Source organism: Segetibacter aerophilus (assembly GCF_007991655.1).
Taxonomy (GTDB): domain Bacteria; phylum Bacteroidota; class Bacteroidia; order Chitinophagales; family Chitinophagaceae; genus Segetibacter; species Segetibacter aerophilus.
This window is the reverse complement of the sequence record NZ_BJYT01000004.1, coordinates 310,187-324,055: the sequence shown is the minus strand read 5'-3', so window position 1 is coordinate 324,055 and position 13,869 is coordinate 310,187. Positions and strand designations below refer to the sequence as shown.

Annotated in this window: 10 protein-coding genes; 7 read left to right on the top strand and 3 right to left on the bottom strand. The window is 39.8% G+C overall.

All coding sequences use genetic code 11. The features are described 5' to 3' along the window. Positions 1 to 140: 140 nt before the first annotated feature. From accD to SAE01_RS07410, 4 genes are all read left to right on the top strand, one after another. Positions 141 to 1,052 carry an acetyl-CoA carboxylase, carboxyltransferase subunit beta gene (accD, locus tag SAE01_RS07425; RefSeq protein WP_147203044.1) on the top strand — a complete coding sequence of 304 codons (912 nt, stop codon included), beginning with the start codon at positions 141 to 143 and terminating at the stop codon, positions 1,050 to 1,052. 103 nt (positions 1,053 to 1,155) lie between these two features. Continuing rightward, positions 1,156 to 1,599 (top strand): SsrA-binding protein SmpB, encoded by a 444-nt coding sequence (smpB, locus tag SAE01_RS07420; protein WP_147203043.1) that lies wholly within the window; start codon positions 1,156 to 1,158, stop codon positions 1,597 to 1,599. Positions 1,600 to 1,705: 106 nt separating this feature from the next. Beyond that, positions 1,706 to 2,713 carry a hypothetical protein gene (locus SAE01_RS07415; RefSeq protein ID WP_147203042.1) on the top strand — a complete coding sequence of 336 codons (1,008 nt, stop codon included), beginning with the start codon at positions 1,706 to 1,708 and terminating at the stop codon, positions 2,711 to 2,713. Between the two features lie 164 nt (positions 2,714 to 2,877). Continuing rightward, positions 2,878 to 3,705 carry a phosphatase PAP2 family protein gene (locus tag SAE01_RS07410; protein WP_147203041.1) on the top strand — a complete coding sequence of 276 codons (828 nt, stop codon included), beginning with the start codon at positions 2,878 to 2,880 and terminating at the stop codon, positions 3,703 to 3,705. A gap of 163 nt (positions 3,706 to 3,868) precedes the next feature. On the opposite strand, the gene SAE01_RS07405 is transcribed toward SAE01_RS07410, so the two are convergent. Then, positions 3,869 to 5,131 (bottom strand): DUF1501 domain-containing protein, encoded by a 1,263-nt coding sequence (locus SAE01_RS07405; protein ID WP_147203039.1) that lies wholly within the window; start codon positions 5,129 to 5,131, stop codon positions 3,869 to 3,871. Positions 5,132 to 5,203: 72 nt separating this feature from the next. Beyond that, a complete protein-coding gene (locus SAE01_RS07400; RefSeq protein ID WP_147203037.1) occupies positions 5,204 to 7,171 on the bottom strand; it encodes a DUF1800 domain-containing protein in 1,968 nt (655 codons plus the stop codon). Positions 7,172 to 7,454: 283 nt separating this feature from the next. Between SAE01_RS07400 and SAE01_RS07395 the strand changes: the two genes are divergently transcribed. Together SAE01_RS07395 and SAE01_RS07390 are read left to right on the top strand one after the other, a co-directional pair. Continuing rightward, entirely contained in the window at positions 7,455 to 10,199 is a 2,745-nt protein-coding gene (locus SAE01_RS07395) for an MFS transporter (RefSeq protein ID WP_147203035.1), read from the top strand. Positions 10,200 to 10,206: 7 nt separating this feature from the next. Then, the gene (locus tag SAE01_RS07390) at positions 10,207 to 10,653 is read left to right on the top strand and encodes a Crp/Fnr family transcriptional regulator (RefSeq protein ID WP_147203034.1); all 447 of its coding nucleotides are present in this window, start codon (positions 10,207 to 10,209) and stop codon (positions 10,651 to 10,653) included. Here the strand turns inward: SAE01_RS07390 and SAE01_RS07385 are convergent. Continuing rightward, a complete protein-coding gene (locus tag SAE01_RS07385; RefSeq protein WP_147203032.1) occupies positions 10,645 to 11,226 on the bottom strand; it encodes an HD domain-containing protein in 582 nt (193 codons plus the stop codon). The two genes, SAE01_RS07390 and SAE01_RS07385, sit on opposite strands and share 9 nt — an antisense overlap. Before the next feature lie 254 nt (positions 11,227 to 11,480). Here SAE01_RS07385 and SAE01_RS07380 point away from each other — a divergent pair, with 254 nt between their 5' ends. Then, positions 11,481 to 13,637 (top strand): LTA synthase family protein, encoded by a 2,157-nt coding sequence (locus tag SAE01_RS07380; protein WP_147203031.1) that lies wholly within the window; start codon positions 11,481 to 11,483, stop codon positions 13,635 to 13,637. Positions 13,638 to 13,869: the final 232 nt, after the last annotated feature.

The window sequence follows — 13,869 nt, the reverse complement described above, 5'->3', positions numbered from 1 at the left end:
CGTCTGCTACTGTACATTTTACTAAGTATGAGTATGAATAGTTTTTATAAAATAATAACCCGTAAATGAAATTGTGGAGGAATGTGCTCTAAATATTTACTTATAAATTGCACTATCTTCAATACCCCCAACAGAATAGTATGAAACAAGAAGAGGATTTTGAATCAAATTTAACTGGCGACAAAGAGAAGCAGGAAGAGGCGAAACAGCGTTGGTTTAGAAGAATCAAAAAAGGAATACTTACCTCCACTTCAGAAAAAAAAGAAACCCCTGAGGGCCTTTGGACCAAATGCCCCGAATGCAACTATATAAGCACTTCAGCTGATTTAAGGGAGAATTTGTACGTATGCCAAAAGTGTAACCACCATCATCGTATCGGAAGCCTCGAATACTACGATATTATTTTTGACAATGCAGACTACGAGGAGCTATTCGATAACATCCGAAGCAAAGACTTTCTAGGCTTTACCGATCTTAAACCCTACGGCAAAAGATTGCAGGATATCTGGGAGAAAACTGATCTTACAGATAGTATGAGAGTAGCCGTTGGTGACGTGGGCGGCAATACAATAGTTATAGCCTGTATGGATTTTGAATTCATTGGCGGTAGTCTGGGAAGTGTGATGGGGGAAAAATTTAGCCGCGCTGTAGATTTTTGCATCGAGCATAAATACCCTTATATGGTCATTAGCAAAAGTGGCGGCGCCCGTATGATGGAAAGTGCTTTTAGCCTGATGCAGCTTGCGAAAACAAGCGGAAAACTGTCTCAGCTTACAGATGCCGGACTTCCATATATCAGCATGCTTACCGACCCAACGTTTGGTGGCATCTCCGCCAGCTTCGGTATGTTAGGAGATTTAAACATTGCTGAACCGGGCGCATTAATAGGCTTTGCAGGTCCTCGCGTTATTAAGGAAACGATTAAAAAAGATTTACCTCCCGGCTTTCAGCGCAGCGAGTTTTTGCTAGAGCATGGATTTCTTGATTTTATTGTTGATAGAAAAGAACTGAAACAAAAAATCGCACAGTTGATTGTATTGTTCCAGGGATAGCTGCCTTAGCACCGTCGCTTCTTTTTCATAAATACTTAAGTTATCACATACTTTACTGGCTTTTAAAACTGCGCATCTTACTTTTGCAGGCTAAGGAAAGACTATGGCTACAAAAGAAATGAACAACAGGTCGGCTTATCACGAATATTTTATTGAGGATAAATGGACTGCCGGTATAGTGCTGTTAGGTACAGAGGTTAAAAGTATCAGGGAAGGGAAAGTAAGTTTTAATGACAGTTTTTGCCTTTTACATAAAAATGAACTTTGGGTACGTGGACTATATATTGCTGAATATTCTCTCGGCACAAGTAACAATCATATCGCTGTTCACGACCGAAAACTCCTGCTTAAAAAAAGGGAACTAAAGAAAATAGAAAACCGGATGAAAGACAAGGGCTACACGATTGTACCTCTACGGGTTTTCTTTAATGACAAACACCTGGCGAAAGTAGAGATCGGAATAGGGCGCGGTAAAAAGTTGTATGACAAAAGAGAAACACTGAAGAAAAAAGATACCGAGCGAGACATCAAAAGATTTTTAAAATAATGTCTTTGCCCCTACTAAAACTTTGTTAATTACCGTCCTAACTATTTGAATTTGAACTCATGGTGTTTTTTTTGATCAACCATTTTCAACTATAAAACTCCAGCTTTTGAAGACTTCACTTGTAATCCTGTTTCTGTTTTCCATATGTTGCATTTCGTCCCTTTCTGCGCAAAGTGTCAGTGGGGAGTGGTATGGTGTAGGAAAGGTAAAAAAAGCGGGAGAACACAACAGCTACCTATCCGAAATGGTGCTAAAACAGAAAGGAAATAAAGTAACAGGTCAACTAAATTACTTCTACAGAAGCGCAGAGATTAAGGTTAAAGTAAGGGGCACGTTTGATCCGCGTTATCGGGTATTAGAATTAACCCCCCAGCCGATGCTAAACTTTCTTGCAAAGAATGCAAACGGCGCAGATTGTCCTATGGAAGGTTCGTTTACTTTAAAAACAGTTAAGGGACAGAAAGTGTTGGTTGGACAGTTTAATCCCATTTATGAATATCGAGTCACCTGCCCTGCGATAGATGTCAGGTTTACGAAGTTTGTTCCAACTAAAGACCAACCAACTCCCGTTCTTGAAGATGTTGATGACTCCACTGCTGCAGCAAAATTAACAACCAGGTCTTTACCGGATGTAACGATGAGGCCTGCTATAATTAGTAAGCAAGACACAAGTAAAAAGTCTATTGCAAGTATAAGCTCTCCGGCTAACAAACCTATCTCTGTCGAGCAACAAATTCTACAGGCCCTCAAACTCCGTTCTTTTGAGGAGTCACCTATTGTAGACGTTGATGCGGACAGTTTGAAAGTGGCGCTATACGACAACGGTGAAGTAGACAATGACACTATTTCGTTATTCTATAACCGAAACCTCGTTGCTACCCAACAAATGCTCAGTGATAAACCTCTTAATTTCACTTTGCCTCTGCATGCAGGCGTAAATGAGATTTCGATGTTTGCCGAAAATCTTGGCAAAATTGCCCCTAATACCGCATTGGCAATAATCTACGCGGGTGAACAAAGATTTGAATTAAATCTTACGAGCACCCTTAATAAAAATGCTGCTATCAGGTTTAGAAAAAAAGAAAAGAAAGCAGACCCTAAGAATATTAATTAGTCCCTTTGAATAATGTGGTCTTTAAGAATGCCGGTACTAATTGTTCCGGCATTTTCTTTTACAACCTACTCATCAGTATCCTTCTAACTTATCTAAAACACCGAGCATTGTTTTTGCAAGAAAAAGAAATTGCACCACTAAAAGTCATTTCAAAAATTGCATCTATGAAGAAAGTTATTACGCTTTGGCTGTCCATCCTATTTATTACAAGTTCAACCAATGCACAACAGAGCAATAGCAGCGAAACTTCTAATTCTCCCTATCACACAAGCGTTGTAAAAGACGGGGCAATCATCGTTGGAGGCATTGGATTAACCTATCTCGGAACTGTCCTGATTAAAAATAAAAATGACCTTACCCCTACCCAGTTAGCATCTAAAACACGCGATAAAATTCCTTTTTTTGACCGGGGTAATGCCGGCTACTATTCTGCAAAAGCAGACGACGATAGTTACATTCCCTTCCAGGCTTCGTTTGTGATGCCAGTTTTAATGGGACTAATTAATAAAAATGAAAGACAAAAGTTTGGGCAACTAATGGTGTTGTATACAGAAACCATGGCCATCACCGGTACTGTATTTACCATGGCTACCGGCAATGTATATCGTAGCCGCCCATATGTTTATAACACCTCATTGGATGCATCCTTCCGCAGAGAAAAAGACTCACAACGCGCTTTTTTTGCCGGGCATACGGCAGCCACAGCTGCTGCTACTTTTTTTATGGCAAAAGCTTTTGCTGATTTCAATCCCGACTCAAAAGCTAAGCCTTATGTTTGGGCGTTTGCTGCGGCGGTACCTGCAGTTGTAGGCTACTTGCGCTATAAAGCAGGAATGCACTTTTTAAGCGACAATCTATTAGGATACGCTGTAGGCGCAGGAGCGGGCATACTGGTTCCCCAACTACATAAAGTAAAGGGGATGAGAAACGTAACGATTTCCCCAGCCGTTGGTATTGGAAGTAAAGGGCTAGCAATGACTTACCGCCTGTAAGTATTGATGCCGAGGTTTAACCTTTTTTAGCAGAAGAATTTAGTTATGGTATAAGCAGTAGAACCCATCCTTGCATTGTTGTGTCACTCACTTGTACGGCAAATCTTTATTCAAATATTAAAATGTTCTATTAAAAGATCATTTCTGCCAGAACCTTTTGAGCTTATACCATAACTCCAATATTTTTTCCTGTCCAGTCCGGAAACAGGAGGCGATCGTTATTAATTTTAAGATGTTTATCTGCTACCTCCGAAAAGACGCTTCTGAAGTCAGTAGTCACTTTCAAGTCACGACCGTCTTCAAGATTTTCTATGGCTAGCGGTTGCATCGTTCCATGCACCATTCCTCCATTAACATCGTTGCCTAAAATAAAATTGCAACTACCCCGGCCATGATCGGTTCCGCCGGTACCGTTTTGTTTAACAGTACGCCCGAACTCCGTCATAGTCATCACAGTTATATCATCGTGGTAAGCGGTGAGATCATTCCAGAAAGCGGTAATGCTGTTACTTAAATCAGCCACGTTACGAGCGAAAACACCATTTTCGGCTCCCTGGTTGAAGTGAGTATCCCATCCAGTAGACTCGGCAAACGCAACTTCAAGACCCACATCCATCTTGATTAATTGGGCGATTTGTTTTAAAGAATTTCCCAAGGGACTAGCAGGATAGACTGCATTGTTCTCTGGTCTATAATTCTTCACATCTGTTTTTTGCAACATCTTCACAGCGTCAAAACTTTCCTTGCCTGTTTCCTTTAATAATCCCGAAGCTGCTTGGTCATATAACTCTTCAAAACTTTTTGAAGCCATGTTTGCACCCATCGGGTTTCCTTTCATTTGAATAGCAAAATCCTGCAGGTTGCTGATGGCAACTGTTGGATTATCTCCATAAAAAGAACGCGGCATAGACGAGGTCAGACTGACTGCGCGAAACGGTGTAGCATCATGACCGAGCAGACCTATTGCCCGATTGAGCCATCCGCTTGGTGTACCTTTTCTAAACGGCGTACCTGACTCCATAAAGTCTTGCGCATCGAAATGAGAACGACTGTTATTGGGTGATCCAATACCATGTACAACAGCTAATCTTTTTTCCCTATAGAAAGGCTCGAAAGCTTTCATAGCGGGATGAAGTCCGAATTTTCCATCAAGGTCTATTAGCGGAACCCGCTTCTGGTCTTTCGCCGCAGACATAAATAGTGTCGGGCGTGCTGCCTGCAAAAAAGGATCGGTAAAAGGCGTTACTGCCATTAAACCATCCATTGCTCCACGTTGAAAAATAGTGACCAGAACTTTTTTCTTTTTATAAGGGGTTATTATTTTGTCACTGTCTGCTGCACGGGCGATGAACGGAGGAACTCCTCCCATCCCTACTCCAAACAGAGCCAATCCTCCTGATTTTATAAAACCTCTTCTTGATGTCATGTTAATTTGTGTTGTAGTTTATTCTGTAACCTTTGTAGCGATTTCAAAACCCAAATAGGTTTAAAGCTTTTTCTATCTTCTTTGAAATTCAGGCGAACCGATAATAATTCCCACTACTTGTGATAACATATTGTTAGTCCCTTTTTGAGTTGCGTTTGAAACGAAGCTTTTATCCATCCCTTGCTTTTTCCTGCTATTCTTATTGATGTTGTTTTCCATCATTTCCTCCTTGTTGTCTTCGTCTGTCAGTTGGGCCAATGATTGCCCGGCGGCTTTCTCTTCAATTTTCTGCTGTAGCTGTGGATCGTTTAGTAACGGGGAGAGACGATGTAACGATGCTTGTAAATCTCTTTCAGGCATGATGATTTTACCGTACGTCAACAGAGCAGCTTCTGCACTCTCCGGCTCCCGGTGATTGTTCAAATTAAGCAAGTCGATATTTATCCCGGGAATTCGCTGTGAAGCAAGCGCTAGCCCAAAATTCATCCTGTTAAGAAGAGCGCCGGTATTTATCCAATATTGAGCTTTGTCAGGAAAGCCCGTTGGTGCCTGGTAGAAATATAACTTCTGGCCCATCTTATCAATCCAGGTGTACAACTGGTAAGGCATTTTAATATCAGCATTTATACTTCTAACAGAGCTTATTGCTAACTCAAAAGGTGATTTTGTTTTTTCCCGTATTGAACTGCTGGCCCAAAATTCAGGAGCATGCACCATCGTCAATAATACCTGCTTTATGTCGCCATCTTTATCTTGAAATGTTTTCGCCATTTTATCCAGCAGGCTTTGAGGAGGATAGTCGCTGACAAACCGGACGGCAATCTTTTTAGTAATGAATTTTGCAGTGGAAGGATGATGGGCCAACATCTCAAAGAGTTGAACGCCTTCGCGGTAACCTTCACCTTTGAATGTTTTTCCAAGCACTACTTTTTCTCCATCGTCGTGGCGGTTGGCTGCAAACAGAAAGTCTCCTTCATGCACAAATCCGCGCTCTGCCAGCCTGCTCTCACCAATATTTTCAATAACCCTTCTCATTGCATTTACCCGGGCATAGTCGGCCATTGGATAAATTGTCCAACCAGTTAGCACGCGGGCAGCCTGCGTTACGTCGTTTTGCGAATAACCTCCTTCAACGCCGAGAGTATGAAGCTCCATTACCTCGCGTGCATAATTTTCATTTAGTCCCTGGTTCTTTTTAGCATTTTTAACCTTATTTGCCAATTGCTTATAAGCCGTATCGGAGAGTTTATTCTGAGCCCTGTCTCTCATTTTTTTCGCAAGCCTGCCTTCCACCTGCATCTGGAAACCCGGATTCGTAGACGAGCTACTAAAATTGTCCAGGTAAAGAAGCATAGCAGGAGACTTGGCCGTAGCAATCAGAAGATCCTGGAATTTACCCAGGACGTTAGGTCTTATCGCGTCACGCTCATAAACCGGAATGTATTCTGCACAATCTCTTTTGGTAACCGAAACGTTGAAATGATTAAACCAAAAATCTGTCAGTACTTCTTGCAGCTGGTTGTTGCTGTACACAGCTCTTAGAATTTTCTGGTTAGACAACTGCCTGAATAGCTCCTTCTGAGGTTTAAACCCTTTCTGCTGCATGTAGTCGTCCAACGTTGTTTTATATGCCGCTTTATCTTTTTTGGTTAGAGAGTCCCTGGTGATAACGCCATCTTCTGTAGCCATTTTTAAAACTTGAGGGGCTCTTACAAACGTTTCCACAATCTCTGCGTTATTCATTTTCATAGCATCGTAACCTTGTAGTCTTTTTTGCAATTCATCATCTGCCAGTCCTGCTGACAATTGTTGATTAAACCACTTTTCGAGTCCAACAGCTAACACCTCGTCAACCTGCCCAGGCTTTGCGCCAAAAGTAAAACGGCTAAGCAGATGAGCGGCTGCCTGACGCTCTGTTAAACCAGCCAGCTTGTAAGGAAAATCAACCGCTCTGTTTTCGAAGTTGGTGATAAAAGAAAACAGGGAGATACTAAGGATAAGTATTGCAGCGGTTAGAAATAATTTATTAAATCGGTTCATCTGAGATAGAAATTATAAACTTAATAGACAATCTGTGAAGGCCGCCGTTTAAACCGGCCGGCTGCTTTAACAAGACTGGTTATAAAGGAATTACAACACGCCTTTTTGGAAAAGATCAACGCAAAAATAAGTTACCATGAAAAAATGGAGTACAAGTGAGTGACACAACACTGTTGCACAAAGGACTACAGTTTGTTACACGAAATTGCTTTCTCAATTAACATAGCTATTTAAATATTCTTAAATTTAACCCGTAAAAACCCCTCTCCCTAAAAAACTGCTGATGTATCACAAATTTTTACAACTTCTCAACATAAAACCGTCTGAGTCAGCTTTAGTAAGAGAACTTTTTACTATTCAATTTTTTTTAGGTATTGCCACTGCATTCTTGTTTACCTCTTCCCTAGCAATGTTTATTGATAATTATGAGAGCAAGGTTTTACCCGTCTCTTATATTGTTTCGGCGTGCCTCCTGCTTGTGTTCAACCGCATTTATAGTTTTCTTGATGAGCGATTAACGTCGCCCAAATTGTTGCAGGTGGTTATTTTGTTTTGCGCCTTTTCGATCTTGTTGTTTTGGCTGCTATTAAATTTCTTTCCCTTCAAACAGTTGCCCCTAATCATTGCAAGTTGGTACATGCTGATTTATATGTTGGTCGGATATGCTTTTTGGGGAATGGCTTCGATCATCTTTAACGTCAGGGAAAGCAAACGATTATTTTCGATCGTTGGCGCCGGAGATATTCCTGCGAAGATGCTCGGCTACTCCTTTGTGCCAATTATAAAGGAGTTTATTGGAATCAATAATCTATTGTGGGTAACAATCGTTTCCTTTTTCATTGCATTTATTCTTTTGAAACGTTTTCAGAACAAAGGTTTGTTGGTCGAAGCTGACCCAAACGCCGCTTCTCATGGGCACGATAAGCTTGCGCATTCGATTCATACGTCTGGCTTTATAACAAAGTTCTTCGACAACCGGCTTGTATTTTCCATAGCACTTTTATCGTTTGTTTCGTACTTAGTGTTTTCGTTTATCGACTTTACTTTCATTACAGACATCAAAACAAAGTTTTCAAAAGGCGAACAGATCCTAACCTTTCTGGCTGTCTTTTTTGCAATTGGGCGACTGATTGCAATAGCTATTAAAATTCTTTTCAGCAGTCGTATGATCTCGCGCCTTGGTCTGTCTAACGCCTTATTAGTAACTCCAGTTCTGCTACTGCTTATTGACGTTTTTATTATTTCGGCAGGCGACAGGTTTATTTCTCATCTGTATATTTTTGGAGTGATGGTGTTGCTTACTGAGATCCTTCGGTCTGCCTTGCAAGAGCCTGTATTTTTTATCTTGTTTCAACCTCTAAAGCCACACGATCGGTTACGGGGACACCTCATTGCAAAAGGTCATACCCTGCCCTTCGCATTATTAGGAGTTGGTATTTTCCTGGTTGTATACTTTCAAAGTAATGCGGAGCTTCCAATTATAACGGTTGGAGAAATACTGATAGTGCTGTTGGTTGCCTGGGTGGCAGCGGTTTTCTTTATAAAAAAACAATACCTGCAAACCCTGATAACTTCGCTGCGGAGAGGAAATTTTACTGGCGCCGAACTTTTTCTTAACGACTCAGCCGTCACCAACTTGCTCCTATCAAAGACAGAAAGCAAAAAGCCTTTGGAAGTAATTCATTCTCTAAACCTGTTGGAAAGGTCTGGATATATGGAGCTTTTTAAATTGTTGCTTAAAAACCTTCAAAGCCCTGTTTACGAAGTAAGGGAGTACATCCTTACCAGGATTATTGCTAATAATATGACGAGCGCTCTGCCCATCATCAGGCAGCAGCTTGATCAAAACAATAACGCCAACCTCCAACCTAAACTTATAAAAGCTTACTACTTTCTCAACAAAGAGATAGGAGTTGACGACCAATTAGGGATTCTTTCTTTACCTCCTGAACAGAAGAAGGCCGCTATGGAGGGTTTGCTTTCACGCAAGGAAGAGGAAACTGAAAAGCTGGTAATCGACAACCTGGTTGTAATGGCAAGGGGAACTCTCCCGGATAAATTAACGGCACTTGATGTAGTGATGGAGTGTGATTGTGAGAACTATTCGGGTGTGCTTGAAATCCTGCTTTCAGAGCGCGATCCGAAGGTTTTTAAAAAAGCAATAGAGGCTAGCGGAAAAGTTAAGAACATGCAACTGCTGTCAAAAGTCATTGATGTGGCAGTGGCTAAAAAGGCTTTCTCTTCTTTAAAGCGTTCTATTGTCTATTACGGGGATTCGATCTTTTTAGAAGAAAATTGGCAAAACAGGGAATTAAAAGGTGACGTACTCGAACTCTTTATTAAGAGTGCAGGAAACATAAAGGGAGATCATTCGACAAGTTTTTTAAGTGACCTGTTAAGACAAAAGAAGGATAAGGCCGACGAGATTATTGAAGCATTGTGGACGAAAAAAGCAAAAGCTTCAGATGAAACAATGGAACTGGTAGAAGATTGGGCAAATCAAAAAACGGAGCAGGGGAAGTATAAACTGTCTTACTATTTCGAAGTGCTTCATCACCCGAACCTTACTCTTTTGCAAAATGCCATTATGATGGAGATAAAGAGAGACGTACAGCTTTTGCTTAAAAGCTTTTCTTTATTATACGACAGGGAGAAGGTTGACCGGGTAATAGAGTTACTGGCAATCGGAAACACACCTAAAATTTCAAACGCAATTGAGATATTAGAGATCATAATCCCGACAAAATATTTCATTCAATTAAATAGTCTTGTTGAACTAATAGATGATGTGCAGCATAAAAAAGAAGTCTTAACAAAGACACACGGCCTACATCCAACTACCATCATTGAAGAAATTATAAAAAATAATAAAGCTAATTTTAGCGAGTGGACGAGATCAGTGGCTTGTTATATGATACCGAAAATGAAGAAGAATGAAATGTCGTTGAAGATGTTAAACATAAAGGAACCAAAAGACGGCTTTCTTTTTACTGAAACCAAGAATTACGTTTTATCTATGCTAAACTAATTTTAAGATGTTGTTGATCGAAAAGGTTTTGATTTTAAAATCTTCGGAGATATTTCAAAACACTGCAGAAACGGAGCTGGTTGAATTGGCAGCTATACTTGAAGAGATATACCTTGAACCAAATGTTACTTTATTTTCAAAAGGTGATCCTGGCAATTGCATGTATTTTATTTTCAACGGTACTATCAAAATTCATGATGGCGAGCATACACTTGCTGTGTTAGGTGAGAATGAAATCGTGGGTGAATTATCTGTGTTAGATTCAGAAAGCAGGTCTGCAAGCGCGACAACATTAGAAGAATGTCTGCTACTTAAATTAGAGCAGGAAGCCTTTTATGAAATCCTAATGACGAATGCTGATATTCTAAAAGGGATACTTAAAACGTTGTGCAAGCGGCTGAGAGTGATCAACAAAAAGAGCGCTACAATGGCTAATTTGAATCCTTTAAAATAGTTTCTCTTTTACTTTCTCCAGGTTCATTTGTTTTTTTTCCTGCCGGTTTTTGATAGAACTATTTGTAAAATAATGATGGCTCTCCAGGAACTTAACCTGTAGCATGTTCCAATCTCTCTCACTTGAAACAATGTTTTGGGCAAGGAACTCTCTATACAACCCGTCGCCTATTTGAAAAAAATCATCTCTTCCCAGGTAGTCTAAATCGGAGTCGCATATAATTTCTTCCAGTTTGTTTTTTGGTTCCTGAGGTACCCTGGTAGCCCGGATCATTCCGCAAATTTTTTCAATTTGATTTTCAGAAAATCCATAAGCCGGAAGTTCGTCCGTGGCGACCAAACAGCTCTTTTCCTCGTGCCCTGAATAAATGTCTAGAAAGCCGACGTCGTGATATAGCGCACTCACTTTTAGCAAAAAAAGATCTTCGTCGTTTACTCCTTCCTGTTCCGAAATCTCAATAACATGCTTTAATACATCTAAAGTATGGGTAACATTATGATAGGTTAATGTAGGAGGCAAACCCCTTTCGAGTTTTCCGATTACATCACTTTTGATTTCCGAAAATGAAAGCATCGTTTTTAATTTATTAAACGTGTTTTAACGCAGTAAATTTTGGTTGATCCATATTTTGGAAAAAAGATAATTAAAACCTCTTAATCATGGTGCACTTTCTTTTTCGATTGTGTTGCTTCGTAGTACATTTCCTAAGCTGCACTTTGCTGAATCTAACCTTAAGCAAACATAATTATAACTGTGAACCTGTTACTTCCCTGTAACATTGAAGCATTATTTTTAGTTTAACTTTGACACCTTCAGAAACAAATTTCATGGCAGAAAACAGTGAACCTTCTCGTACGAAAGTTGCAGAAAAAATTGAACACCGCTCCACCTTCAAAAATTTTTTATCATGCAGATTCTCACCGATTTTTTTACTCATCGCATTAGTGCTTGCCATCTCGTTTCTAACAAGGATCGCGCTTCTTTTAAAAACCGGGAAAAGCTTTGACTGGACCGTAAAGAATATTACCGGCTCCTTTGCAATCGGCACCTTTTTCGATCTTGCAATGTCTACCTATCTTATTGTTCCGTTTGTTTTGCAACTATGGTTGATGAGCGATCGGATATATGACCGTAAATGGAAATGGTTTGCTATTGGCGGATACATACTTGTTATTGGCATTTTTCTTTTTACCAATTTGGTTCCTGCAGATTTTAATGCAGACCTGAAGAAAGGAGTTGCAGCTTATATCGTACTGCGATTTCTTATTTTCATATTCCTACTTTTTAAGGATAGTAGCTTTCGAAAAAAATGGAGAACTGGTGTCTTATACTTCGATTTTTTTCTCGTCATATTTCTATTACTATTTAATGCTATTAGCGAGTGGTTTTTCTGGGATGAATTTTCAGTGCGCTATAACTTCATTGCCGTTGACTACCTGGTATATACCAATGAAGTATTGGGAAACATAAAAGAGTCTTATCCTATCCCCGCTATAGTAGCCGTTATCCTGATAGTTACCACAGCGATCTTTCTTCTTATTCGCCCGGTTATAAAGAAGTCTGTATATGCTCCCTCAACTTTTTTTTCACGCACTGTTATAGCTGTTGTTTTAATATTAATAACCTTATTAAACTATGTGGGCGTAAAAGAAGAATGGAGAAATTTTAGTAAGAACGAATACGCGAATGAACTGGCAGGCAATGGCATCTTTCAATTTGGAAATGCTTTTTGGCACAACGAACTCGACTTTTTTAAATTCTATAAAACCCTTCCCGACGAAGAAGCATTCAAGATAGTGCGCCAGGATTTGTTGAATAAGAACAGCACTTTTACTACTAATGATGTTTTTAACATAGAAAGACAAATAACGTATGAGCAACCTGAACTAAAACACAACGTTGTTTTAATAAGTGTCGAAAGCCTTAGCGGTGATTTTATGAAAGCGTTGGGAGGAGAAAAAAATATTACTCCATACTTGGATTCATTAGTTAGCAAAAGTATTTTTTTCAAAAGTTTGTATGCATCAGGAACAAGAACCGTAAGAGGTTTGGAGTCACTGTCTCTTGGCTTACCACCGTCATCAGGACAAAGCATTGTAAAACGTCCAAACAATGAAAACCTATTTTCGCTCGGTACTGTTTTTAAATCGAAGGGATACATCACCCAATACATCTATGGTGGGTATAGCTATTTCGATAACATGAAGCAGTTTTTTAGTAACAACGATTATGATGTGATTGATCGCGATGCGCTTAAACCTGAAGAGGTACACTATCAAAACATTTGGGGTGTAGCAGATGAGGACTTGTTCACTTTAGCAGGTCGAACTTTAGATAGAAATCATGCAACAGGAAAGCCTTTCTTTTCTCAGATAATGACGGTCTCAAATCATCGCCCTTTTACTTATCCTGAAGGTCGTATTGATATTTCTCCTGACAATCATGTTCGTGAAGGTGCAGTAAAGTATACTGACTATGCCATCAATAGATTTCTAAAAGAGTCTTTGGCAAAACCGTGGTTCAATAACACCATTTTTGTAATTGTTGCTGATCATTGCGCGGGAAGTGCCGGAAGTGTTGAACTACCCGTCACAGGCTATCATATTCCAATGCTTATGTATGCTCCGGCTATTATAAAGCAACCAATGGTAGTCGATCGGTTGGTGGCTCAAATAGACATCCCTCCTACTATTCTTGGGATGCTCAACTTTAGTTACAAATCCAAATTCTTAGGACAAGACATTTTTAACCTGCGGGAAGGAAAAGAAAAAGCTTTCATAAGCACTTACCAGGGACTTGGATTTATAGAAAATGAACGCCTCGTTATACAGTCACCCGTAAGAAAAATAAAACAGTTCAAACCAAATTTTGCAACAGGCTCTGCAACAGAAGAACGTGTTACAGACTCACTGGCTAAAAAAGCAATTGCGTACTACCAGGTTAGTTCGTGGCTATTTAAAAATAAAAGGTATAATCGCAATTAGAAAAGGCAAAAAGAACAAACTGGCAAAGAAATCGTTGCTTATAATAATAAGATTCAATAATATTACCAACGAATCAACCACTTCAAATCTTGAATGAGTGATTGCATTTTCATTTTCGATGCTTTTTTAGACTTTGCCCCCTAAATACATATATTCTGATAAATCTTTACAGCAAGTTTCGACTAGTTGAAGAAAGGTTGCAGTAAAAATACTCCGCATCGCAGGTGTCATT

What these genes read in the sequence shown, in the direction of transcription:
- accD (WP_147203044.1), top strand. Translation starts at nt 141, where the DNA reads ATGAAACAAGAAGAGGATTTTGAATCAAATTTAACTGGCGACAAAGAG.
- smpB (WP_147203043.1), top strand. Translation starts at nt 1,156, where the DNA reads ATGGCTACAAAAGAAATGAACAACAGGTCGGCTTATCACGAATATTTT.
- SAE01_RS07410 (WP_147203041.1), top strand. Translation starts at nt 2,878, where the DNA reads ATGAAGAAAGTTATTACGCTTTGGCTGTCCATCCTATTTATTACAAGT.
- SAE01_RS07405 (WP_147203039.1), bottom strand. Translation starts at nt 5,131, where the DNA reads ATGACATCAAGAAGAGGTTTTATAAAATCAGGAGGATTGGCTCTGTTT.
- SAE01_RS07400 (WP_147203037.1), bottom strand. Translation starts at nt 7,171, where the DNA reads ATGAACCGATTTAATAAATTATTTCTAACCGCTGCAATACTTATCCTT.
- SAE01_RS07395 (WP_147203035.1), top strand. Translation starts at nt 7,455, where the DNA reads ATGTATCACAAATTTTTACAACTTCTCAACATAAAACCGTCTGAGTCA.
- SAE01_RS07390 (WP_147203034.1), top strand. Translation starts at nt 10,207, where the DNA reads ATGTTGTTGATCGAAAAGGTTTTGATTTTAAAATCTTCGGAGATATTT.
- SAE01_RS07385 (WP_147203032.1), bottom strand. Translation starts at nt 11,226, where the DNA reads ATGCTTTCATTTTCGGAAATCAAAAGTGATGTAATCGGAAAACTCGAA.
- SAE01_RS07380 (WP_147203031.1), top strand. Translation starts at nt 11,481, where the DNA reads ATGGCAGAAAACAGTGAACCTTCTCGTACGAAAGTTGCAGAAAAAATT.